At 61.1% G+C, this 24,096-nt stretch carries 13 protein-coding genes; 6 read left to right on the forward strand and 7 right to left on the reverse strand.

What is annotated here, in order from left to right; all coding sequences use genetic code 11:
• Window positions 1-7: 7 nt before the first annotated feature.
• The 4 genes from IM290_RS11205 (at window position 8) to IM290_RS11220 (ending at window position 4,779) form a co-directional block, all read left to right on the forward strand.
• Window positions 8-1,588 carry a hypothetical protein gene (locus IM290_RS11205; RefSeq protein ID WP_017382763.1) on the forward strand — a complete coding sequence of 527 codons (1,581 nt, stop codon included), beginning with the start codon at window positions 8-10 and terminating at the stop codon, window positions 1,586-1,588.
• Window positions 1,585-2,541 (forward strand): carbamate kinase family protein, encoded by a 957-nt coding sequence (locus IM290_RS11210; protein ID WP_193042558.1) that lies wholly within the window; start codon window positions 1,585-1,587, stop codon window positions 2,539-2,541. Before IM290_RS11205 ends, IM290_RS11210 begins: the two co-directional genes overlap by 4 nt.
• A 1-nt stretch (window position 2,542) precedes the next feature.
• Complete coding sequence (locus IM290_RS11215; RefSeq protein WP_193042559.1) at window positions 2,543-3,922, forward strand: amidohydrolase family protein; 1,380 nt, start codon at window positions 2,543-2,545, stop codon at window positions 3,920-3,922.
• Window positions 3,923-4,047: 125 nt separating this feature from the next.
• Window positions 4,048-4,779 (forward strand): bifunctional 2-polyprenyl-6-hydroxyphenol methylase/3-demethylubiquinol 3-O-methyltransferase UbiG, encoded by a 732-nt coding sequence (locus IM290_RS11220; RefSeq protein ID WP_193042560.1) that lies wholly within the window; start codon window positions 4,048-4,050, stop codon window positions 4,777-4,779.
• On the opposite strand, the gene IM290_RS11225 is transcribed toward IM290_RS11220, so the two are convergent.
• The gene (locus IM290_RS11225) at window positions 4,776-5,378 is read right to left on the reverse strand and encodes a short chain dehydrogenase (RefSeq protein WP_193042561.1); all 603 of its coding nucleotides are present in this window, start codon (window positions 5,376-5,378) and stop codon (window positions 4,776-4,778) included. The genes IM290_RS11220 and IM290_RS11225 overlap by 4 nt on opposite strands.
• Before the next feature lie 97 nt (window positions 5,379-5,475).
• Between IM290_RS11225 and IM290_RS11230 the strand changes: the two genes are divergently transcribed.
• Entirely contained in the window at window positions 5,476-6,363 is an 888-nt protein-coding gene (locus IM290_RS11230) for a LysR family transcriptional regulator (RefSeq protein ID WP_015571641.1), read from the forward strand.
• 20 nt (window positions 6,364-6,383) lie between these two features.
• Complete coding sequence (locus tag IM290_RS11235) at window positions 6,384-7,565, forward strand: PLP-dependent aminotransferase family protein (RefSeq protein ID WP_015571640.1); 1,182 nt, start codon at window positions 6,384-6,386, stop codon at window positions 7,563-7,565.
• A 26-nt stretch (window positions 7,566-7,591) separates the two neighbouring features.
• On the opposite strand, the gene IM290_RS11240 is transcribed toward IM290_RS11235, so the two are convergent.
• From IM290_RS11240 to IM290_RS11265, 6 genes are all read right to left on the reverse strand, one after another.
• Window positions 7,592-7,957 carry a HigA family addiction module antitoxin gene (locus tag IM290_RS11240; RefSeq protein WP_193042562.1) on the reverse strand — a complete coding sequence of 122 codons (366 nt, stop codon included), beginning with the start codon at window positions 7,955-7,957 and terminating at the stop codon, window positions 7,592-7,594.
• A 10-nt stretch (window positions 7,958-7,967) separates the two neighbouring features.
• Window positions 7,968-8,267, reverse strand: a complete 300-nt coding sequence (locus tag IM290_RS11245; RefSeq protein ID WP_015571638.1) for a type II toxin-antitoxin system RelE/ParE family toxin — start codon at window positions 8,265-8,267, stop codon at window positions 7,968-7,970.
• A 249-nt stretch (window positions 8,268-8,516) separates the two neighbouring features.
• On the reverse strand, window positions 8,517-9,716 hold the full coding sequence (locus tag IM290_RS11250; RefSeq protein WP_017382757.1) for an HlyD family efflux transporter periplasmic adaptor subunit: 1,200 nt from the start codon (window positions 9,714-9,716) through the stop codon (window positions 8,517-8,519).
• Window positions 9,697-11,889: a type I secretion system permease/ATPase gene (locus IM290_RS11255; RefSeq protein ID WP_193042563.1), complete on the reverse strand. Its 2,193-nt coding sequence runs from the start codon at window positions 11,887-11,889 to the stop codon at window positions 9,697-9,699. The genes IM290_RS11250 and IM290_RS11255 overlap by 20 nt, the downstream gene beginning before the upstream one ends.
• Window positions 11,886-13,289, reverse strand: a complete 1,404-nt coding sequence (locus IM290_RS11260; protein WP_023295304.1) for a TolC family outer membrane protein — start codon at window positions 13,287-13,289, stop codon at window positions 11,886-11,888. Before IM290_RS11260 ends, IM290_RS11255 begins: the two co-directional genes overlap by 4 nt.
• An 81-nt stretch (window positions 13,290-13,370) precedes the next feature.
• A partial coding sequence (locus IM290_RS11265; protein WP_227009298.1) for a BapA/Bap/LapF family large adhesin occupies window positions 13,371-24,096 on the reverse strand: 10,726 nt, incomplete at its 5' end.

Consider the following 24,096-nt stretch of genomic DNA (forward strand, 5'->3'; position numbering starts at 1 on the left):
TGCATCCATGAAAAACATGAAACTGGAGTGGAAAAGAGGTGACTGGGCAGCTTATTTCGGGTTGATGACCAACAACCTGACCAATTTGCTGACCATGATGGGGCTGCTCATTTTTGTCGTCGGCATCCCGAAGGAGATTGTTTATGGACGCATCGCGCCAGCCTTCGGGCTGGCGGTGCTGGTGGCGAGTCTTTGCTATACGTGGTTTGGCCTGCAAATGGCGCGCGCCACCGGACGAACGGACGTCACCGCGCTGCCGTCCGGCCCAAGCGCGCCGTCGATTTTTACCGTGACCTTCCTGGTCTTAATGCCGGTTTACCAGCAAACCGGCGATGCGGATTTCGCGATTCAGATTGGCCTGGTGTGGTGCTTTGTGGAAGCGATGATCCTCGCGGGCGGTTCCTTCCTGGGGGAAACCATCCGCAAGATGATCCCGCGTACCGTGCTGCTGTCGTGCCTGTCCGGTCTTGGCCTGCTGCTGCTGGCGATGAACCCGATGTTGCAGGCGTTCGAAGCGCCGACCGTGTCGTTTATCGTCCTGCTGCTGATCTTCATTAACTGGTTCGGTAAAAAGCCGATTTTCGCCAAAATCCCGACCGGCCTGCTGCTGTTAATTGCCGGTACTCTGCTTGCGTGGATCTCCGGCCTGCAAAGCCCGGATGCCATTAAAACGTCCATGTCATCATTCGGCTTTAACCCGCCAGAAGTGCACGTGGACAGCTTCATGCAGGGACTGCCGCACGCGCTGCCGTATCTGGCGTCCGCCGTACCGCTGGGGCTGGCGAACTACATCTTTGACCTGGAGAACATCGAAAGCGCCCACGCGGCGGGGGATGAATACCCGACCCGCAAGGTAATGCTGGCGAACGGTCTGGCCTCGATGCTCGGCTGCCTGATGGGCAATCCGTTCCCGGTCACGGTATACGTCGGCCATCCTGGCTGGAAAGCGATGGGCGCCAGCATCGGCTACACCCTGGCGTCCGGCGTGACCATGTTCATCGTGCCGCTGTTCGGGCTGGGGGCCTTTATGCTCGCCATCATACCGATGACCGCCATCGTGCCGATTCTGGTGTTTATCGGCGTCGTCACCGCCAACCAGGTGGTGAGGGAGACCCCGAAAGTGGAGGTGCCCGTCATCTTCATCTGCCTGTTCCCGTGGATCGCCAACTGGGCGCTGACCATGATGAACAGCGTGATGAGCGCGGCGGGGACCAGCGCGGCGAAAATCGGCACCGACGTGCTGCACAGCAAGGGGATCTACTACGAAGGCCTGATGCATCTCGGCAACGGCGCGCCGCTCGCCAGCATGCTCTGGGGCTGTATCGCCATTTTCGCCATCCTCAACAAACCGCTGCGTGGGGCCGTCGCGGCAGCCGGTGGAGCGCTGCTGGCGCTGTTTGGGGTGATCCACGCGCCGGTGGTGGGCTTTGCCGAGGGCAGTTCCCTGATGTTCGTCACGGCCTACCTGATGATGGGCGGGATGTTTGTGGTGAAGCATGTGCTGGATACCTCTGTTAATCCCCCTCTCCCTGTGGGAGAGGGCCGGGATGAGGGCACCAGAACGCACCTTCTAAAGGAAACAAAATGAAAGAGCTTATGGTCGTCGCCATCGGCGGCAACAGCATTATCAAAGACAACGCCAGCCAGTCGATTGAGCATCAGGCGCAGGCGGTCAAAGCGGTGGCAGAGTCGGTGCTCGAAATGCTGGCCTCGGACTATGACATCGTGCTCACCCACGGCAATGGCCCCCAGGTGGGGCTGGATCTGCGCCGCGCCGAAATCGCCCACGAGCGGGAAGGGCTGCCGCTGACCCCGCTGGCAAACTGCGTGGCGGATACCCAGGGCGGGATCGGCTACCTGATCCAGCAGGCGCTCAACAACCGCCTGGCGGCGCGCGGGGAACAAAAAGCGGTCACGGTCGTCACCCAGGTGGAGGTGGATAAAAACGATCCTGGCTTTACGCACCCGACGAAACCCATCGGCGCGTTCTTCAGCGAGGCGCAGCGCGACGAACTGCAACTTGCGCACCCGGACTGGCATTTTATCGAGGATTCAGGCCGGGGCTATCGCCGCGTGGTGGCTTCACCGCAGCCGCGACGCATCGTTGAGGCAGACGCTATCAAGGCGCTGACGCAGAAAGGATTTGTGGTGATCGGCGCGGGGGGCGGAGGCATTCCTGTGGTGCGCAGTGAACAGGGCGATTACCAGAGCGTGGATGCGGTGATAGATAAAGATCTCTCCACCGCGCTGCTGGCGCGCGAGATCCGCGCCGACGTGCTGGTGATCACCACCGGCGTGGAGAAAGTGTGCATCCACTTCGGCAAGCCGAATCAACAGGCGCTGAGCACGGTGAACGTGGCGCAGATGACGCGCTACATGGATGAAGGCCACTTCCCGGCGGGCAGCATGTTGCCAAAAATCGTCGCCTCGCTGGAATTTTTACGCCATGGCGGCAGGCGGGTGATCATTACCTCGCCGGACTGCCTGCCCGCGGCGCTGCGCGGTGAAACGGGTACCCACATTGTTAATGAAGGAAGATAAGATGAGTGAGAATAAAAGCCGCCGCGAGTTTATCAGCCAGAGCGGCAAAATGGTTACCGCCTGCGCGCTGTTTGGCGCCACGGGTTCCGTCGCGTATGCTGCCGATTCAGCAAAGGCAACCTGCGAGACGGGTAAACCGATGAACATCACCCCTAAACATTACTATCTCGACAACGTGCTGCTGGAAGCCGGGTTTAACTTCGACGGCAGCGTGGCGACAAGTACCCGCACCGAGCTGAAAACGCTGGAAATCAAAGACGGGAAAATCGTCGCCCTGCGCGACAACAACAGCCACGCGGACGCGACCCTGCCGCACTTCGACGCGGGCAAAAAGCTGATGCTCCCGGCGATGCGCGACATGCACATCCATCTGGATAAAACCTTCTACGGTGGCCCGTGGCGCTCCCTGAACCGTCCGGCGGGCACCACCATTCAGGACATGATCCGCCTGGAGCAGAAGCTGCTGCCGGAGTTACAGCCCTACACGCAAGAACGCGCCGAAAAGCTGATCGACCTGCTCCAGTCCAAAGGGTCCACCATCGCCCGCAGCCACTGCAACATAGAGCCGGTTTCCGGCCTGAAAAACCTGGAAAATTTGCAGGCGGTACTGGCGCGCCGAAGCCCTGGTTTTGACTGTGAAATCGTTGCCTTCCCGCAGCACGGCCTGCTGCTGTCTCATTCTGAAAAGCTGATGCGCGAGGCGATGCAGGCGGGGGCGCATTACGTGGGCGGGCTGGACCCAACCAACGTCGACGGCGCGATGGAGAAATCCCTCGACACCATGTTCCAGATTGCGCTGGATTATGACAAAGGGGTGGATATCCATCTGCATGAAACCAGCCCGGCGGGCGTGGCGGCGGTGAACTACATGGTAGAAACCGTGGAGAAAACGCCGGCGCTGAAGGGGAAGCTGACCATCAGCCACGCCTTCGCCCTGGCGACGCTTAACGAGCAAGAGGTGGATGAGATCGCCACCCGCATGGCGGCACAACAGGTGACCATCGCCTCCACCGTGCCGATTGGCACCCTGCACATGCCGCTGAAGCAGCTGCGTAATAAAGGCGTGTTTGTCATGACCGGTACCGACAGCGTGATCGACCACTGGTCGCCGTACGGTCTGGGGGACATGCTGGAGAAAGCCAATCTCTACGCCCAGCTCTATATTCGCCCGAATGAGCAGACGCTTTCGCGCGCGCTGGGCATCGCCACCGGCGACGTGCTGCCGCTGAACGACAAAGGCGAACGCGCGTGGCCGAAAGCGCAGGACGACGCCAGCTTTGTGCTGTTGGATGCCTCCTGTTCCGCCGAGGCCGTGGCACGCATCTCTCCGCGTACCGCTACGTTCCATAAGGGGAGTCTGGTCTGGGGCTCTGTGGGTTAATGTGGTGCCGGGTGGCGCTGCGCTTACCCGGCCTACGGTTCGGAGATTTTGTAGGTCGGGTAAGGCGAAGCCGCCACCCGACAATGCAGTATACTGCTATGCACATTCTTAAAGAGGGATCTGCCATGGCACAAAACATCTACGACAATCCGGCGTTTTTCGAAGGCTACGCTCAGCTTCCGCGCTCGGTGCAGGGGCTGGACGGCGCGCCGGAGTGGCCTGCGCTCAGGGCGATGCTGCCGGATTTAACCGGCAAAGCGGTTATCGATCTCGGCTGCGGCTATGGCTGGTTCTGCCGCGCGGCGCGTGAGCTGGGCGCGTCTGACGTCACGGGCGTAGATATCTCCGAAAAGATGCTCGCCCGTGCAGCGGAGCTTACCGCCGATCCACAGATTCATTATCAGCGTAGCGATCTGGAATCTCTCAAGCTCAACGAGAACAGCCTCGATCTGGTCTACAGCTCGCTGGCGCTGCACTATCTGCCGGAACTGAACACATTATTTGCCCACGTTCAGCGCGCGCTTAAACCCGGCGGTTGCCTGGTCTTCTCAATGGAGCACCCGATTTACACCTGCGCCTCCCGTCAGGGCTGGCTGACGGACAACAGCGGCGAGCGGTTCTGGGGCGTGAACCATTATCAGGACGAAAGCCAGCGCGTCAGCAACTGGCTGGCAGACGGGGTGATTAAATACCACCGTACGCTGGGCACCACGCTTAACGCGCTGATCAAGGCCGGATTAACAATAAGCGAAGTCAATGAGTGGGGACCAACGCAGGCGCAAATTGACGCCTGGCCCGCGCTGGCAGAAGAGGCAGAGCGCCCGATGCTGGTGCTGATCGCCGCCCGTAAGGCTTAATAACCGACTTTATACACCCGCCCGCTCTGCACCCCTTCGACGCTGCGGCGGTAAGCCTGCGCAACGGTCGCGGCGGGAACGCTTTCAAAGCCCGGGAAGAAGCCGTCGTACACTTCGGCGGATTCGGTCAGCACCGTCGGGCTGATCAGATTAATGCGAATACCGCGCGGCAGTTCACAGGCCGCGGCGCGCACAAACCCTTCCAGCGCGGCGTTAACCGTGGTGGCATTCACGCCCTGGGCAATCGGCTCGTGCGCCACAATCCCGCTTATCAGCGTAATCGAGCCACCTTCGTTCAGGTAGTGCTGGCCGGTCAGCGCCAGACGAACCTGCCCCAGCAGCTTATCCTGCAAACCCTGGTTGAACTCGCCGTCGGTCATGGTTGAGAGCGGGCCGAAGTGCAACCCTCCGCTGGCGGAGACAATCGCATCCACCGGACCGATCTTTTTGAACAGCGCCTGCACGCTCGCCTGCGAGGTGATATCCACCTGATGATCGCCCTGCGTGCGACCCACGCGGATCACCTCGTGGCGACGGCTTAGCTCTTCTGTCACAGCACGACCGACGGTACCGCTGGCACCAATAATGACGATTTTCATAGCAGACTCCTTATGTTGTGAGCCTTCATTCTTTAATAAATAAAAATTCAGATAAACTGGGCTGATGTTAGAAGATTGCTAACCAGAGGTTCGTAATATGGATAAGCTTCGCGGCATGGAGACGTTCATCGCGGTGGTGGAAAGCGGCAGCTTTACCGGCGCGGCGGCCCGGCTGGAGATGTCGGCGGTAATGGTCGGGAAGTATATTGCGCAGCTGGAATCGCAGCTCGGTACGCGGCTGCTGGAGCGCAACACCCGTCGCCAGAGCCTGACGGATGCCGGACGCGTTTATTTCGAAGAGGCCAGGCGCGTGCTGGAGCAGGTCTCGATTGCTGAAAACGCGGTTGAGCGTCTGCGAGCCACGCCCGCCGGCACCCTGCGCGTGACGGCGCCTACCTCGTTTGGCGGCTGCGTTATCGCGCCTCTGACGGCCACGTTTTTGCAGCGTTACCCGGAAGTGCGCATCGAACTGGATCTCACCAACCGAATGGTGGATCTGGTAGAGGAAGGGGTCGATCTGGCCATTCGTATCGGTGAGATCCGTAATGAGGATCTGGTGGCGAAATACCTGTGTCCCTACAACATGGTGATCTGCGCCGCGCCGGATTATCTGGCGCGTCACGGTACGCCGCAAACGCCAGCCGATCTGGTGGATCACCTGTGCCTGTCGCACACGGTCTGGACGGCGCGTAACGAGTGGCGGCTGCCGGGAGTGGAAGGCGAAGTGCGCTGGAAGCGTGATGCCGTCTTACGATGCAATGACGGCTACGGCTTACGCATGGCGGCGCGAGCCGGGGCGGGACTCCTGCTGCAACCGGAAGTGCTGGTGGCGGAAGAGCTGGCGAGCGGCAGGCTGGTTCGGGTTCTGGAAGCGTTTACGCCCGCGCCGAGGCCGGTGCATTTACTGTGGCGTCAGGATTTGCGGCCGCTGCCTAAGCTAACGGAATTTATTGCCCATATTCTGCTAAGATTGGGCACAATATAAAAAAAGAAGGTAAGTAAAGAATGTCTGCAAACAAACTCGCCAGCAGCGCGCAGGGCCTGCAATCCTCTGCCATCCGTGAATTATTAAAACATAGCAAAATGGCAGGCGTGATTTCGCTGGGTGGCGGTATTCCAAATCCGGACCTGTTCGATCATGAGGGTTTAAAAATCGCTGCTGATGCCGTGCTGTCTCAGCATTTTGGCGAAGCGTTCCAGTATGGCCTGACGGAAGGCGTCCCGGGGCTGCGCGAAGAGATCCAACGCATCTGTCAAGGTCGCGGCATCGCCTGTAAAGCCGATGACGTGGTCATTACTTCCGGCTCGCAACAATCGCTTGACGTGCTGGCGCGGGCGTTAATTAACCCGGGCGATACGGTCGTCGTGGAGCGGCCTACCTACCTCGCCGCGTTGCAGGTCTTTGGCCTGGCGCAGGCGAATTTTGAATCCGTTGGCACCGACGGCGACGGCATGAAAGTGGATGAACTTGAAGCGCTGGTAGCCACCAAAACCATCAAAGCGGTTTATATCGTGCCAACCTTTGGTAACCCGGGCGGCGTGACGCTCTCCGAAGCGCGTCGTAAACAGCTGGTGGAATTATCGAAGCGCTATGACTTCGTGATTATCGAAGACGACCCGTACAGCGAGATCAACTACACCGACGAAGCGTTCCGCCCGCTGATTGCTCATGCCAAAGATATCGGCAATGAGGATAACGTGGTGTACACCTCCACCTTCTCTAAAATCCTCGCGCCGGGCACCCGCGTGGGCTGGGTGCTGGTGCCGGAGTGGCTGAAGCGCGCGGTGGTGAACCTCAAGCAAACCACCGATCTGCACACCAGCACGCTGTCGCAGCTGATGACGTACGAGTATCTGAAAACCGGTCGTCTGGCGAATCAGATTAAAATGATCCGCGAAGCCTATCGCCAGAAATACCAGACCTTTGCAACGGAACTGGAAGCGGAGCTGGGCGATGTGATGTCGTTCCACAAGCCAAAGGGCGGCATGTTCCTGTGGGCGAAAATGAACAACGGCATCAATACGACGAAATGGCTGGAAAAAACGTTGAGCAACGGCGTCGTGTTTGTGCCGGGTGAGTTCTTCTACTGCAACGAGCCGGACCATACCACGCTGCGCATGTCTTTCGTTACCCCAACGGATGAGCAGCTTAAAGAAGCGGTTCGACGCCTCAAAATTTCCCTGTAACAGGATGCGCATAATGGCAGATGCCGTTATGCGCTGTTCCCGTGCAGGGTAACGTCTGGCTTGCCGGATTTTCGCTTCGCCATGATTTCCGCAACGGTTTTTATCCGGCTTAACTCCTCCTGCGTGCGGGAGTTAGATTGCGCTTCCCAGATATCAACGTTTAGCTGTAAGTTCAGCCAAAATTCAATAGTGGTATTAAAGGCTTTTGCCAGTTTGATCGCCATATCGGCAGTAAGTTTGCGATTGTTATTGACCAATGCGCTTACGGTATTGCGGTGTACATTTAGCATCTCTGCCAGATCGTTGATTTTCAGATTGAGCGGTTCAAGATACTCATACTGCAACACCTCGCCCGGCGTGGTGGGTTTGCGGAGTGCCTGTTGAAGTGTCATAGGTGATGCCTCACTTGTGTTGCGTGTACTTGTGTGGAGAGAGATAGAGATCGTCTGCTTTTCCCTCTGACCAGCGAAATACAAGCCTGTATTGTCTGTTTACCCGGATAGAGGAATATCCCTTCAACGGAGGACTCAATGCTTCATACATATTGCCCGGTGGCGATCGTAAATCCAGGTGCGACATGGCCGCATTGATGATGTCGAGCTTTCTTGCAAGCGCTGTTTCCAGATTCAAAGGAATAACATTGCTCGATCTCCCGTAGAGAAAAAAATCCTCAAGCCATTGATCCCGAAAATGATTAATCATAATGCTGGTAAGCTCCAGTCCTTGAGCTGAGTGGATAGTAATGCACTCCTGCACTGTGCGCAAGTGCGTTTTGTCTGCGAGTAATATTACCCTGGTCATGGCTGAAGGGAAGTGTGATGCATGACTAAAGGTTAATTCTTCGAGGCGGATTCCACGTCTTGCGTACGGATTAATGCCCGGCGGCGCTGCGCTTGCGCGGGCCTGCGAGAATGTAGGCCGGGTAAGGCGCAGCCGCCACCCGGCGTTTGACTACCGCTCCCTCAGCGCCTCCTTCGCCCGGTTAAACGGTTTGATCATATAATCCAGCACCGTTTTCTCCCCGGTCTTGATATCCACCGTCGCTATCATCCCTGGCACGATCGAGAAGTGCCTGCCCGCCTTATTCACCAGATAATCCTGGCTGGTACGGATAAATACCCGGTAATAGAACACCTCCGGCTTCGCTTCGTCCTGAATGGTGTCCGGCGAAATGGTCTCCACCACCCCGTGTAGCCCACCGTAAATCGCGTAATCGTAGGCGGTGATTTTCACCAGCGCCTCCTGATTAGGGTGGATAAAGGCGATATCCCGCGGCGAGAGGCGGGTTTCAATCAGCAGGTGGTCATCCACCGGCACAATTTCCATCAGCTCACCGTTGGGCGGGATCACACCGCCAATCGTTGTCACTTTGATGTTTTTCACGATCCCGCGCACCGGAGACTTCACCGTCAGACGGGTAACGGAATCCTCGCGGCCTTTCAGGATCGCTGACACCATATCCACCTCGGCGTTGGCCTTCGACAGCGCTTCACGGGCCTGCACGTAATACTGGGAACGCACGTCGGTGAGCTTCAGCTCCAGGTCGCTTTTCTGCCGTTGCAGGCGCAGCACTTCCACGTGGCTGGCGGCCCCGGTTTTCACCAGCCGCTGGGTGATCGCCAGCTCTTTGTTCGCGAGATCTAACGCGGCGCGCAACTCCCGCTGGGTATCCTCAAGCTGGGCGCGGCGCGAGTTGTAGAGCCGCGTTTCAGCGGCGGTCAGGTCGGTCCATTTCGCCAGGGACGGCGGGAATTTGAGCGGCAGATCGTTCACCTCGGCATACAGACGCGCGCTGGAGGCCAGCGATGCCCGGTAACGCGCCGCGCTTTCGCCGACGTTGGATTCCGAGCGGGTAGGATCCAGCCGCGCCAGCACCTGTCCGGCCTGCACCTGATCCCCTTCGTGCACGTTCAGCTCGGTGAGGATGCCCCCATCCAGCGACTGCAAAACCTGCTCGCGTGAGCTGGGGATCACTTTCCCGGTACCGGTTGAGACTTCGTCCAGCACCCCGAACCACGCCCAGACGCCAAGCACCACAAACATCAGCAGGGAGAAGAAAACAATGCGCCGGGCACCGGTATAACCGCTTTCTGAGTCGAGCGCGTTATCCAGATCTTCTACTGCGGCAACGTCACGCTGACTGATTTTCATTTTTCCACTCCCGTCCGGTTGCCTGCTGCTGTTGCTGCATACGGCTGTTGTTCAGCGCCTGGGCTTTTGGCGCGTCCATCACCAGCATGCCATCTTTGAGTACCACCACGCGCTCCACCAGCTCCAGCACCGGCACGCGGTGGGTCGCGACAATCAGCGTACGGTTGCCAAGCCACGCCCCGAGGCGCTGAAGAAATTCCCGCTCGGTATGTTCATCAAGAGAGGCGGTCGGTTCGTCCATCAGCACGATATTCGGATCGCGCAGCAGCATCCGCGCCAGCAGAACAGACTGCCGCTGCCCGCCGGACAGCCCGACGCCGTTCTCCATAATCGGGTAATCCAGCCCCTTCGGCAGCTTCTGCACAAAGCTGGCCGCGCCGCACATCTCCAGCACCTCGAAGATCTCTTTATCGGTGGCGCGTGGCATGCCGAGCGTGATGTTCTCGCGCAGGGTGCCGTAAAACAGCCGGGCGTTCTGGGTCATAAAGCCAACGTTTCGCCGCACGTCAGCCACGTCCAGATGCGGCAGGCTGAGGTTGTCGAGCCGCAGTTCACCGCCCGCCAGATCCATCCCGCCTGCCATCGCCTGCAACAGGGTTGATTTGCCCGCGCCGTTGCGCCCGAGGATCGCCACTTTCTCGCCCGCTTTGATCTCCAGACGGTTAATGCGCAGCGCCATGCGCGGATCTTCCGGGTGATAGCGGAACTGCGCCTGCTCGAACAGGTAATGTCCGCGCAGCACGTCCTGACGGATCGGCGTCTCTTCGCGCTGATTCTCGGTCGGCAGCTGCATAATGCTGTCCAGCCCCTCTTTGGCCGCCTTCACCTGCTGCCAGCGGGCCAGCACGCCGCACAGCGTCGCCATAGGGGCGATCATCCGTGAGGCGAGCATTGAGGCGGCCACCACTGAACCGGTGGTTAAGGTGCCGTCGATCACCATCGGCGCGCCCACCACGATCACCCCGGCATACACCAGGCTCTGAATGGTCATCCCCCAGCTGATCAGGTTCTGGGTCAGCTCGCGGGTGCGCAGGCCGGATTCGGCGGTGATCTGGATATAGCTGTTCCACTGCTGCAAAAAGCGGTTCTCCGCCTGCATCAGCTTGATGTCCTCCAGCCCCTGCACGCTCTCCACCAGCACCGCGTTGCGCAGGGTCGATTCATGCGCCGACTGCTTCGCCAGCTCCGCCAGCTTCTTTTGCAGCAGCAGGCCGGGCAGGACCATGATCACCGCCGCCACCGGGGCGATCCACGCCAGCTGCGGGGCGATGATCGCCAGCACAATCACAAACAGGATAAAGAACGGCAGATCGACGATGGTGGAGATGGTGGAGGAGGTGACCATCTCGCGGATCTGCTCCAGCTCGCGCAGCTGGGAGATAAAGCTGCCGGTGGATCGCGGAATGGCGCTGTGGCGCAGCCGCAGCGCGTGGCCGAACACCCGATCCGAGACGCGCAGATCCGAGCGTTTACCCAGCAGATCCATAATGTGTCCGCGCGCCACGCGCAGCACAAAGCCAAACAGCGTGGCGATCAGCACCCCGATGGTCAGCACATAGAGCGTCGGATAGGACTGGGCGGGGATCACCCGGTCATACACCTGCATGGAAAAGACGATGCCCGAGAGGGAGAGCACGTTAATGAACAGTGCCGCCAGCATCACCCAGCTGTAAGGGCGAAGGTCGCGCATCACCAGCCGGTAGAGCCAGTCCGGGCGGTATTTTGAGATATAGGCATCCACGCGGCTGTCCTTCAGCGCCGCCAGCGGACGCAGGGCGATGACGTGGCGGATGGCAGGCAGCATCGCGCTCATCGACAGGCGGTTGGTGTGCGTGCTGTCGTCGAAAAAGCTGACCTCAAGCGTATCCTCGCCGTCGAAATTGTCGATCACGCCGATTTTACCGTCGTTCAGCTCCACTACTACCGGCAGACGCCAGCTGTTGATGGCGTGCTGATCGGCCGTCAGCAGCTGGAATGTCAGCCCGGCTTCACGGGCGAGCTGCGTCAGCGCGGGCACCATCGGTTTGCCTTTCAGCCACGGCGCGCCGGCGATCAGCGAGCCTGGCGAGCAGGCAACGCGATAGCGCGTCGCCACATAGCCAAACGCCTGCGCCCACTGCCCCAGCGCCTCATCCGTCATGTTTTCACCCTGCGGGATATCGCGTTGCTTCATGGCTGGATCTCCACGGTCTGGATGGTGCGGTTTTCAAGATCGAACGCGTGACGCAGGCGCCCGGTGTTGTACAGACAGTTGAGCTGAAGCTGATGCAGCTGTCCGGCGGTTTGCTGTTGGGTAAAGCGCGCCTGATACACCTCCTGCTCGGCGTTGAGCACGTCGAGCAGCGGGCGGGAACCAAGATCGAGATACTGCTGCTGATACAGCTCGCGGGTGCGGGCGCTGAGCGCTTCCTGACGGCCCTGGATCTGAAGCGTGCTCATCAGGCTCATCACCTGGCTGCGCGCTTCCAGCAGTTTTTGCCGCACCTCAAGACGGGTGCGCTGGATGGTGGACTGGGCGGATTCCACCGCGTGTCCGGCGGCGTTACGCCGGGCGGTGAGGCCGCCGCCCTGATAGAGCGGCATCTGCACTTTTACCCACGCGGAGTACTGGGTGCGGTCCCGCGTTTCGTTGCCGGCGTAGCGGTCGTTCAGGTAGTGACGAACTTCCGGCTCCAGCGAAACGGTAGGGGTCATTTGCGCGTTGGCATAGTCGAGATTAGCCTGCGCGACGTTGGCCTGCGCCCAGGCCGCTAATACCGAGGGCACCAGACGATCGTCCGGCTCGGCGATGTCGCAGCTGCGGGCCAGGCTCTGCGGAAAGTCATTGCTGACCGCGTTCAGGCTGTCCCAGCCCAGCAGGCTCATCAGCGTGGCGCGCGAGCTGTCGAGGCTGGCCTGATACTGCATCAGCTGCGCACGCGCCCCTTCGATGCGGGCGTCGGTCTGCACCACGTCAGAGAGTGACGTTGCGCCTTCATCATTACGTTGTTTCGTCAGGGTGCCGATGGAGGACAGGGCATCCAGCTGTTCTTTGGCGGTCTCGACCATCTGCTGCCAGGTCTGCACCTGCACCATGGCGATGGCGGTATCGTGGGCGATGGTGTCGATGCTCACCAGCACGTTGGCCTGCTGCTGGGCGACGCCCGCGTTTTCCGCGCGTACCTGGCTTGCGACTTTGCCGAAGTCGTAAAGCATTTGCGAAAGAGAAAGCACCAGCGAAGGGGTAAAGCCATTATCGTCGCCGTCGTGGCTATAACCGTTATCCATGCCGGCGTTAATTTGCGGATAATATTTCGATTTGGCGACATCCACATTTTCGCTCTGCTGATAAAGTTTGCCGACGGCTTCACTGATGGCCGGATGCCAGGTCACGGCGCGGTTAACCGCTTCATTCAGCTGTAGCGTGCCGGGGGCGGCTTTGCTGGCTACGGGTGCCACGCGACCATTTAAAGAGGGGAGTTCCTGCGTTTCGCTTAATTGTCCGGTATTAATCATCGCCGCAGGGTTTGCCGCGATAGCGGGCACAGATATCAGGCAGCACGAGAGCCACCAGTAAGGCATCTTCTTTCCCATGTCTTGTCCCTAATAAAAAGTACTGCTTTTTTGTTTATGCCCGGGCGCTGTGTGCGCCCGGGTCATTTCTTGCAGGTGCTATCAGGTAATGATGTGTTGCTGGTTTACAAGCTCGTCGTAGGTGGTCTGAACGTTGTCCAGCGTAACGAGCGCAGATTTAATGTAGGCGGCTCCCGTGCCGTCACGGTCGATGGAGATCACAGTATTGTTACCGCTTTGTGAAACAGAGACATAGTTCCCCAGCGTCGACGCGCTACCGTTCCAGCCCACCAGCAGATCGCCAATGTCGATCTTGTCTCCCTGCGTGAGGGAGAAGTTCGTCCAGTGGTCGCCCGTGCTGTTACCTGCGGTAGGGTTACCCGCCGTATTGTTCAACACCTGATAAATCAGCGTGTCGCCGTAGGCCGTGCCGCTAATCACATCGTTATGCTCCGAACTGACAAACTTCGGCGCCATGTCAATGGTCAGCGACGCGGTATCCGTGGTGCCGCTGGCGTCGGTCAGGGTGTAGTTAAAGACCTCCTTGCTGGTAATGGTAGAGAGCGAGATCCCCGGGTTAAGGGTATAGGTGTAACTGCCGTCAGCGGCAATCGCCAGCGTCCCGTAGTGGCCCGTGATGTTGGACATCGTGCTGCCGGTGTACGGATCCAGCGTGGTGGTAACGCCGTCGTAGCTGGTAATGCTCACGCGGGTATCAACCGAGTGCAGCTGGTCCATCGCCCCTGCGGAGCCGGTGCCGTCGAAGATATTGCCGTCAACGGTGTGGGTGCCCGTCGCGTCGAATTGCGACAGGGAGTAGGTCGTGCCGTTTACGCTTGGGGTAATGGTGATGTTCCCCACGCTCAGCCCCGGTACGCTGCCGGTAAAGTTCAGCGTATAGGTCCCGGCGTTGAGATCCAGCCCGGTCAGCGGAACGTCGATGCTGCCGCCCAGCAGTGAGCCTCCGCTGAAGGAGCCGCTGCGAATCACATTCGTCCCGTCAGTGATTGACCAGTTCACCGTCAGCCCGCCCAGTGCCAGCAGCGAGGCCACGTTAAAGTGCAGCGAGGCGTTATGCAGCGCGGTGTTTGCATCCACCACGAAGGTCCCGCTTCCGCTGCCCTGCGTTGACCCCAACAGGGCGGTAGTCCAGCTGGCGGTGCCGACGGAGGTATCCGTATAGGTTGACGTATGGTGAACCGACGTGACGTCCATCGCGGTGCTGACATCGTTTACCGCATCCATTGGGCGCGCGGTTGGGGTGATGTTCAGCGATGCCGTGTCTTTCGAGCCGTCAGGCGCGGTGATGGTGTAGACGAAGGTATCCGGCGTGCTGATATGGTCCGCGCCGACCCCGCTGTTCAGGGTGTAGGTGTACTCTCCGGCCGCGTTGATCCGCAGCGTACCGTACTCGCCGGTGATCTCCGTCAGACCGCTGCTGTTCACCGCCTCGCCGTTAACGTCGGAGACCACGGTACCCGCTGGCGCAATATCATCCGCCAGCACATCCCCGGTGGTGCTCTCGCTCACGCTTGCCACGCTGTAGACATGATCCTGCAAGACGTTCAGCGTGTAGGCCGTCAGCGCGGTGATCCCCGCCGCCGTATTGAGCAGGAACAGGTACTCGCCGGCGGGCAGATTCAGCGTCAGCTGCGAGGAGGTGCCGCCCAGCAGCGGCGCGCGCAGCCAGCCGGGTTCAACGCGCATCTGCTCGAAGGTCTGCGTTGCATTGTTGAACTTATAGATGTAGAGGTCGAACACCGAGGCCAGCGCCACGCCGCCCACGGACGCCTGAACGGTCATGGTGCGGGTGGTGCCTTCTTCCACGTTATAGATGATCGGGTTGGCCAGATCGTCCAGCAGGTTCAGCCCCAGCGTATTGCCAAGGTTGATCCCCACCAGGGTAAAGCCGCCCTGCGACGAGGTGCCGTTGTTAATCGCCTCCACGGTGGTATCGAAGGTCAGCGAGGCGGTATCGTCCACGGCCACGATACCGCTGCTGCTGGTGCCTTCGCCCAGCGACAGAACCAGATTTGCCGAGGCGCTGGTGCCGTTGTGGGTGATGGTGTAGGTAAAGTTCTCCGTGCGCCCAATGACGGCGGCGCTGGTGTTGGTCAGGTTATAGGTATAGCTGCCGTCCAGGTTGATGGTCAGCGTGCCGTACTGCCCCTGAATCACCGTGCCGTCAGCCGTGACGCTGGTGGTGGTGCCCTGGGCGTTGGTGACCGCGGTGACGGTGGTGCCCGCCGGGGCGTTGTCGCTGCCTGCGGTTGGGTCCACGTCGGTGATGACGTTCCCGACAACGCTGGTCTCGCCGGACACGGTGCCTGCGCTGGTCTCTTTCACCGCCACATCGAGGCTGGTGTAAGAGCCGGTTGCCAGCAGGTTAGTGTTGTAGCTCAGGACGCGATACTGACCATCCGCCAGACCGGTCAGGTTCAGCGACACCCCCGTCGCGCCGAGGGTCAGCAGGTCAGCGAACTGCGGCTGTCCGGTGTCGACCACGGTGGTCCAGGTGTTGTTGGCGGCGTCAAAGCGCTGTACCACCAGCTCAAGGGTATTGAGCAGGGAGAGTACGGCACCCGTGGCGTTGGCGTTCACGGCAATATCCGCACTGCCGCCGCTGCCGACGGTGAAACCTACCTGCGCGGTGTCGTTGCCGAGCAGCGTCAGCACGTTACCTACGGCGCCCACCAGCAGGAAACCATAGTCGCTGTACTGTGAGTTGGTCACCGTTGCGGTGGTTGTCAGCGCCAGCTCTTCAACGTTGGTGCTGGCTGAGAGCGGCACCACCGGCGCAAGGGCTGAGCCGGGCAGCGAGACGTTGCCTGCCGCGTCGGTGGCGGTGATTTGCAGCGTCTGGCCTTCCGTCTGTTTATTGAGGAAGGTGTAGCTCCAGGAGCCGTTGCTGTCTGCCGTGGCGGTGACCGTTGAGCTATCCGCCAGACGGATGGTGACGGTACTGCCCGCTTCGGCGCTACCGGTCAGTACACTGCCGTCTGCGTTGAAGGTCCCGGTCGGGGCCGTTGGCGCAGTGAGATCGACAATGACGGTGGTCGAGGTGGAAATCGGGCTGGTGCCCGAGCCGTTGCTCGCCGTGGCGGTGAAGGCATGCGGCCCTTCGCTCAGCACCGGCGTGGTGAAGCTCCAGTTGCCGCTGGCATTTGCGGTGACCGTGCCCATCAGCACCCCGTTGTTATAGAGGGTGATAGTCGCGTTTGGCTGCGCCGTGCCGCTCAGGGTTGGCGTGGTGTCATCGGTGGTTTTCCCGTTGGTGAGGTTGCCCGTCACCGTGCCAACGTTATCGTCGATGTTAGCGATAACCGGCGCGTTCGGGATCGTGGTGATCGGAGCAATCACGGAGGTGGTGATACCCGCGTTACCGGCCTTATCGGTAGCAAAGACAATCAGTGACTCCCCGCCGGTCTGTGGAGGGGTGAGGGTGGCGCTGAAGTTTCCGCTGCCGTCCGCGACGGCGGTACCAAGCACAGTTCCGGTGCTGCTGGTAATGGTGACGGTACTTCCTGCTTCCGCCGTACCGGTAACCTGCGTCCCGTTGGTGATCACCGCCAGCCCGGTTGGGGCTGGTGGCGGCGTCAGGTCAACGTTGATCGTGATAATCGGCGATGGCGCGCTGGTATTGCCCGCGGCATCGGTGGCGGTGGCGGTGAAGTTATGCGCGCCTTCGGTCAGCGTGGTGCTGGTTTGCGGCAGCGTCCAGTTGCCGTTGGCATCGGCAGTGACGGTTCCTACCAGCGTCGTGCCGTCGTAAATACGTACGGTGGCATTGGCTTCCGCCGTACCGTTTAAGGTCGGACGGGTGTCGTTGGTTGGGTTGGTGCCGGTGACAGGGCCGGTGACGGTTCCCACATCATCCACAATCGAGGTGATTGCCGGTGCGACAGGGGCGGTGGCATCCACATTGATGGTGTAACCCCCGGTCTGCGCGCTGGCGTTGCCCACGGCGTCGGTGGCGGAGAAGGTCAGATTATGCGGCCCGTCAGCCAGCGGGGTGGACGGCGTAAAGCTCCACGCGCCGCCGGTGGCGACCGCGGTGCCAATCTGTACCCCATTGTCATAGATGGTTACCGTCGCGCCGGCTTCTGCCGTACCGGTGAGCGTTGGACGTGCATCGTTGGTTAACCCGCCGTTGGCGACAGGCGTCGCAGCATTACCGACGTCGTCGGTGATGCTGGTCAGCACCGGTAGCGCTGGCGGCGTGGTGTCAATGGTCAGGCTGAAGTCGGCGGACGGCGCGCCGGTGTTCCCCGCCTGATCCGTTGCTTCTGCGGTAAAGGTGTGTGACCCGGTGCCCAGCGGCACGGTGATATCCACGGTCCAGTTGCCGTTAGCATCGGCAGTACCGGTGCCCACCAGCGTAGTGCCTTCGTAGATATTCACGGTGGCCAGCGGCTCGCTGGTCCCCACCAGGCGCGGGAGAGGATCGTTCGTGGTCTGGCCGGAGCCAATCGCCCCGGTGATGGTGCCAACATCGTCAATCGCCTGGGTGATAACCGGCGCGGCAGGCGCAGTCGTATCCACAACCAGCGTAAAGCCTGGTGAGGCAGGACTGACGTTGCCCGCGGCATCGGTTGCCGTGGCGGTCCAGGTGTGGCTGCCGTTTGCCAGCGTGCCGGTGGTGAAGCTCCATACGCCGTTGGCATCAGCCACGGCGGTGCCCACCTGCTGACCATTCTCATAGATGGTGATGGTCGCGTTGGCTGCCGCGGTGCCGTTCAGCGTTGGCGTGGTGTCGTCTGTGCTTTGTCCCGAGGCGACCGGGCCCAGCACGGGACCGGCATTGTCGGTTGCAGGGGTAAAGACCGGTGCGTCGGGCACCGACGTATCCACCGTCAGGTTGAACGGTGGCGAGGTGACCCCGGTATTGCCTGCGGCATCGGTGGCGTTGAAGGTAATGGTATGCGGCCCTTCACCCAGCGCGGTGGTCGGCGTGAAGGTCCAGTTACCCTGGGCGTTGACGACCGCCGTGCCGATTTCCACATCATCGACAATAACGTGCACCGTTGCGCCCACTTCCCCCGTACCGTTGAAGGTTGGACGGGTGTCGTTGGTGGAACCGTTGCTGGCGATGATTCCCGTTCCCGGGCTGACATCGTCTATCACCGTGGTAACCACCGGGGCCGCAGGGCCGGTGGTATCCACCGTAAAGGCGAATACTGGCGAGTTGGCGGAGACGTTTCCGACATCATCGCTGGCGTTGACGCGCAGGTTATACGTCCCGTCAGTCAGAACCGGATCCGGCGTAAAGGACCAGTTACCGTTGCCGTCGACCGTAGTGGTACCAATCTCCACGCCGTTATTCAGAACGTGAATGGTGGTGCCCGCCTGGCCGGTGCCGCTCAGGGTTGGCGTGGTGTCATTGGTGACCTGCCCGGCGGTAAGCGGGCCGGTCACGCCTCCCGGGACGTTGTCGCTGACCGTATCGATCGTCGGCACCTGTGGCGCCGTCAGATCGATATTGATGCTCCAGACGCCGGACGGCTGGCTGACGTTGCCCTGCGGATCCGTCGCTCTGACGGTAAAGTCATGCGTCCCTTCGCCGAGGGCGGTTTCAGGGGTAAATGTCCAGGCGCCGGTACCGTCTGCTGCCACGGTACCAATCTGCGTGGCGCCATCAAAAATGGCGACGACGCTGTTCGGCTCGGCGGTACCGGTCAGGGTTGGCGTGGTGTCGTTGGTTGGATCGCCGCTTGGGACAGGCGTTGCCGCATTGCCTGCGTTATCCGTCACGCTGGTAATCACCGGCGTGGTGGAGACGGTGTCGACCACAATGGTGATCCCGGCCGACGGGGTGCTCTCATTGCCCGCCGGGTCGGTGGCGGTCACGGTCAGGGTGTGGCTGCCGTCGTCCAGCGCAGGCGGCGTGTAGCTCCAGGTGCCGGTCGGACCGACAACAACGGTGCCCAGCGGGTCGCCGTTATTGTACACGGTAATGGTGTCCCCGGCCGTGCCTGTCCCGGTCAGGGTAGGACGGTTGTCGTTGGTGCTCTGCCCGTCGGCGATTGGGCCGGTGATCGGACCTACGTCATCAGTCACCGCACCGATGGCTGGCGCTGTCGGGGCGGTAAGGTCGACGGTCACGGTCGCGATCGGCGACTGTCCGCTGGTCTCGCCGGTGGTGGTATTCGTGGCGGTCACGGCAAAGGTGTGTGGCCCTTCCGTCAGCGGCAACAGCGGCGTGTAGCTCCAGTTGCCGTTATCATCCGCAACAACGTTCGTCAGCAGAACCAGCACCCCATCCTGATAAATGGCGATCACGCTGCCCGGATCGGCGGTACCGGTAAGGGTAGGCGTGACGTCATTGGTGGTTTTATCTTTCACGTCGCCCGTGACGGGATCGGCGTCATCGTTGATCGCCGTAATCACCGGCACCGCAGGCAGCTCGAGCGGAGAGTCCGGCACGTCAAAGGTGGTTGACGGGCTGGCATTGCCTGCGGGGTCCGTGGCGGTGAGCGTCAGCGTCGCGGCATCCAACTGGGCCGGGGAGAGGGCAATGGAGAAGGTGCCTCCCGTCGCGACCCCGGTCCCGATGACATTGCCGTTGGCGTCACGAACCGTCACCGTGGTTCCGTCATCCGCCGTACCGGTCAGCGGGGTGCCCTCCGCGGCAATGGTGATATTGGTTGGCGTTGCAGGCGGCAGGGTATCCACCGTCACGCTGAGATCGCCGGAGCTGGCGGAGGTATTCCCCGCCGCGTCACTCGCGGCTACTGAGAAGGTATGCGGCCCCTCGGTCAGCGCAGGGTCGGCGGTCCAGGACCATGTCCCGTTCGGCTGAACCTCCACGACCACCGGCGAGGCGACACCATCAACGGAGACGGTGACGCTCGAACCCGGCTCGCCAATCCCGGTGAGGGTTGGCGTACCGTCGCGGGTGTAAAGCACGCTGTTGGTCAGCTGGCTGTCAGAGACGGCGTCAATTTGCGGCACGGTTGGCGCCTGCGTATCAACCTCCACCGTAAAGACCGGGCTTACCGGGCTAACGTTACCGGCATCGTCCACCGCGGCGACGGTGATATTCAGCGGGCCGTCGGTCTGCGTCGGCAGGGTATAGGACCATCCGCCATTGACGACTTCAACGCGATCCACTTCCACGCCGTTGTTGTAGATGATCACCGTCTCGCCGGTGGTGCCGGTTCCGCTCAGGGTCGGTGTGGTGTCGTTAGTGGACCCGCCGTTCTGCGCGCCGGCGATGTCGCTGATGGTCGGGGTGTCCGGGGCGAGGGTATCGACCGTTATCGTGATACCGGCTGATGGCACAGATTCGTTCCCGGCTTCATCGGTGGCGGTCGCCGTGTATTCGTGCGTCCCTTCGCCAATGTTGTTCTCAGGACGCCAGCTCCAGTTACCGTTACCGTCCACCGTAACGCTGCCCACGGCCTGCGGCTCGCCTGTACCCACCTGGTCATAGATGGTAATGACGTCATTCGGCGTACCGGTGCCGCTCAGGACCGGACGCGGATCGTTGGTGGATTCGCCATCCAGCACGGGGCCGGTGATCTGGCTTACGCTGTCTGTCACCGTTGGGGTTCCCGGCTGGGCAGGCGCGTCGGTATCAATGGTAATGGTCACCGGCGTGGACGGGGCGCTTTCGTTCCCGGCGCTGTCCTGGTTGGTCACCGTCAGGGAGAGATCGTAGGTGCCGTCAGGCAGCGGAGTGGTGGGTGTCCAGCTCCAGTTACCGTCGCCATCGATCTCGGCTTCACCAATTTTGGTGGCGCCATCGTAAATGTTGACGGTATCGCCCGGCGTGCCCGAGCCGCTCAGGGTTGGCGTGGTATCCCGGGTGGTCTCCCCAGGATTCAGGGCCGTCCCCGGCGTGCCGCCGTCCGGGTTGACGGTGATCTCAGGAATATCCGGCGTTGCAGGCGCGGTGGTGTCGATCGCCAGTTCAAACGGCGGCGAAATGGTGGTGTTACCCGCCTCATCCGTTGCGTGGACCGTCAGCGAGTGCGGGCCGTCCGTCAGCGGCGTGGTTGGCGTAAAGCTCCAGCCACCGCTGCCGTCGAGCACGGCCGTGCCGAGCAGGGTGGTTCCGTCATAGATCGTGATGGTGGTGCCGTCCGGTGCGGTTCCCTGCAACTGCGGCAGCGTGTCGTCGGTGGTGTCCCCGCTGTTAAGCGGAAGCTGCACGGGCCCCACGTTATCGGAAACGGTGTCAATGGTGGCCGCTGGTGGCGGGGTGGTATCGACGGTAAGGGTAAAGCCGGCTGATGGTGCGCTGGCGTTGCCGGCCGCATCGCTCGCGACGACGGTGAACGTATGCTGCCCGTTCACTAATGGGGTAGTGGGCGTGAAGGTCCATGCGCCACCGCTGTTAACAACGGCAGTACCAATATCCTGTCCGTCCAGGCGGATCGTCACGGTGGAGCCCGGCTCGCCGGTACCGTTCAGCGTCGGGAGCGTATCGTTGGTGGTTTCATTGGTGTCGAGCGCACCCGTGCGGCCCGGTACGTCATCAATGACCTGCGTAATGGCCGGCGCGCCCGGGGCGGCGGTATCCACCGTGATGCTCCAGGTGTTGGATGTCCCGCTGAAGTTATTGTTGGCGTCAACCGCCGTCGCCGTCAGTACGTGCCCGCCGTCCGGTAGCGCGGTTTCCAGCGTGATGGACCACTGACCGTTCGCCGACACGACTGCGGTGCCAATTTCGGTAGTACCGCTGTAGAGGGTGATGGTGGTGCCAGGCTCGCCCGTTCCGTTGATGGTAGGCGTGCTGTCGTTGGTGAGACCGTTCTGGCTGACAGGACCGGTGACGCCGGGGGCATCATCCACCACGCCCGTGATGACCGGGGTTTGTGCCGCGGTGATGTCCGGCGCGTCAAACGGCGCGGTCGGACCGGTGTTTCCGGCGGTATCAGTGGCATCGGCAGTCAGGGCTTCGCCGTTGGCTTTCGGCGGGATCAGATCTACGCTGAAATTCCCCTGATCGTCGGCGACCGCTTCCCCGACCTTCACGCCATTTTCACGAATGGTGACGGTACTGCCCGGCTCGGCTGTACCGGTTACGGTGGTGCCGTCGGCAGAGATCACCACGTTTTCCGGCGCCAGCGGTGGGGTGCTGTCTGGCGCGTCGGCAAAGCCAGACGGGCTGGTGTTGCCGCTGCCGTCGGTGGCCGTCACTTCAAGGGCTTCGCCGTTGGTCTGGGCTGGCGAAATCGGGATGGTAAATGTGCCGTCCGGACCGGCGGTGGCCTGGCCGATGATCGTACCGTCCGGCGCTTTAATGATAATCGTGCTGTTTGGCTCGGCGGTTCCGCTGACGCTGGCCCCGTCTTCCGCCACCACCAGGTTGCCCGGTGCGGCAGGCGGGGTGATATCCGCTGCGTTAACCAGCGCCGGTGAGCTCTGGTTGCCTGCGGCATCGGAGGCGACCACGGAGATAATCTCACCGTTGGTCTGCGCAGGGTTCAGGTTGGCGACATAGTTGCCGTTGCTGTCGGCAGTGGCGGTCCCGATTTGCAGCCCGGCATTGTTGGTGATGACGATTTTACTGCCCGGCTCGGCGGTACCGGTGATCTGGGTGCCTGCGGAGTTGAGCGTCGCAACCGGCATGTCTGGCGGCGTAAGATCGACGGTAAAGTTGATCGGCTGAGACAGACCGCTCTGGTTGCCTGCCGCATCGGTTTCCCGCAGGGTAATCGAGTGTGTGCCTTCTGCCAGTGGACTCGTCGGCGTGATGCTCCAGGTACCGTTCGGCAGAACGGTGGTGGTGCCGATAACAACGCCGTTATCGTAAACCGTGATCGTGCTGCCCGGTTCACCTCTGCCCGTCAGGCGCGGCTCTGAGGCATCGGTAAATTGCCCGGCACCGATCGCCCCTTTCAGTACGCCCGTGTCGTCGTTAATGATAAATCCGGAAGGCGTTTGCGGCGCGGTGACATCTACCGTGACGGTAAAGACCGGCGAGGCCGGGCCAGTGTTACCGGCGACGTCGGTAGCGCGCACGGTAAGCTGGTGGCTGCCTTCGCTCAGATTCACCGACGGCGTAAAGCTCCAGCTTCCGTTACTGCCCACAACCGCTGTGCCAATGGCAATGCCGTTATCATAGATGGTGACCGTCGAGCCCGCTTCCGCCGTGCCGGTGAGCTGTGGCCGCGGGTCGTTGGTGCTGCTTCCACTCCCGAGCGTGCCGGTGCCAGGCGCAACATCATCGGTGATGCTGACGATCGCTGGCGCGCCAGGCGCGACGGTATCGACCACGAAGGTTACCGCCGTGGACGCCGGGCTGGTATTGCCTGCGGCATCGGTCGCGGTGGTGGTAATGGCGTGGTTGCCTTCAGACAGGTTGGTCGACGGGGTAAAGCTCCATTTCCCGGTGGCATCGGCTGTGGCGGTGCCAATCGGTTTCCCGTTGTCATAGAAGGTAATGACGGTGCCGGCTTCACTGATGCCGCTGAACGTCGGACGGGCATCGTCCGTGCGTTGTCCGTTGCTCAGCGGGCCTGTTTCGGCGCCCACGTTATCATTGACGGTGACAATCTCGGGTGCATCCGGCGCGGTTAAATCCGGTGCCGTGACCTGAACGCCCGGGCTGGTATTGCCGGACGGATCGGTGGCGGTAGCGGTGATCTGTTCTCCGTTGGTAAGCGGCGTACCGAGATCAATCGTAAATTTCCCGTCGCTACCCGCTTTGCCCGTTCCGATGGTGTTGCCATCGGCATCTTTCAGGGTAACGGTGCTGCCCGGCTCAGCGGTACCGGTGACGGTTTTGCCGTCAGGAGAGACCTCCAGATTGGCCGGGGCATCCGGCGCGGTGAGATCCGGTGCCGTAACCTGACCGCCCTGGCTGGTATTGCCGGACGGA

Source organism: Enterobacter cloacae complex sp. S1 (assembly GCF_014930525.1).
GTDB classification, from domain to species: domain Bacteria; phylum Pseudomonadota; class Gammaproteobacteria; order Enterobacterales; family Enterobacteriaceae; genus Enterobacter; species Enterobacter hormaechei_C.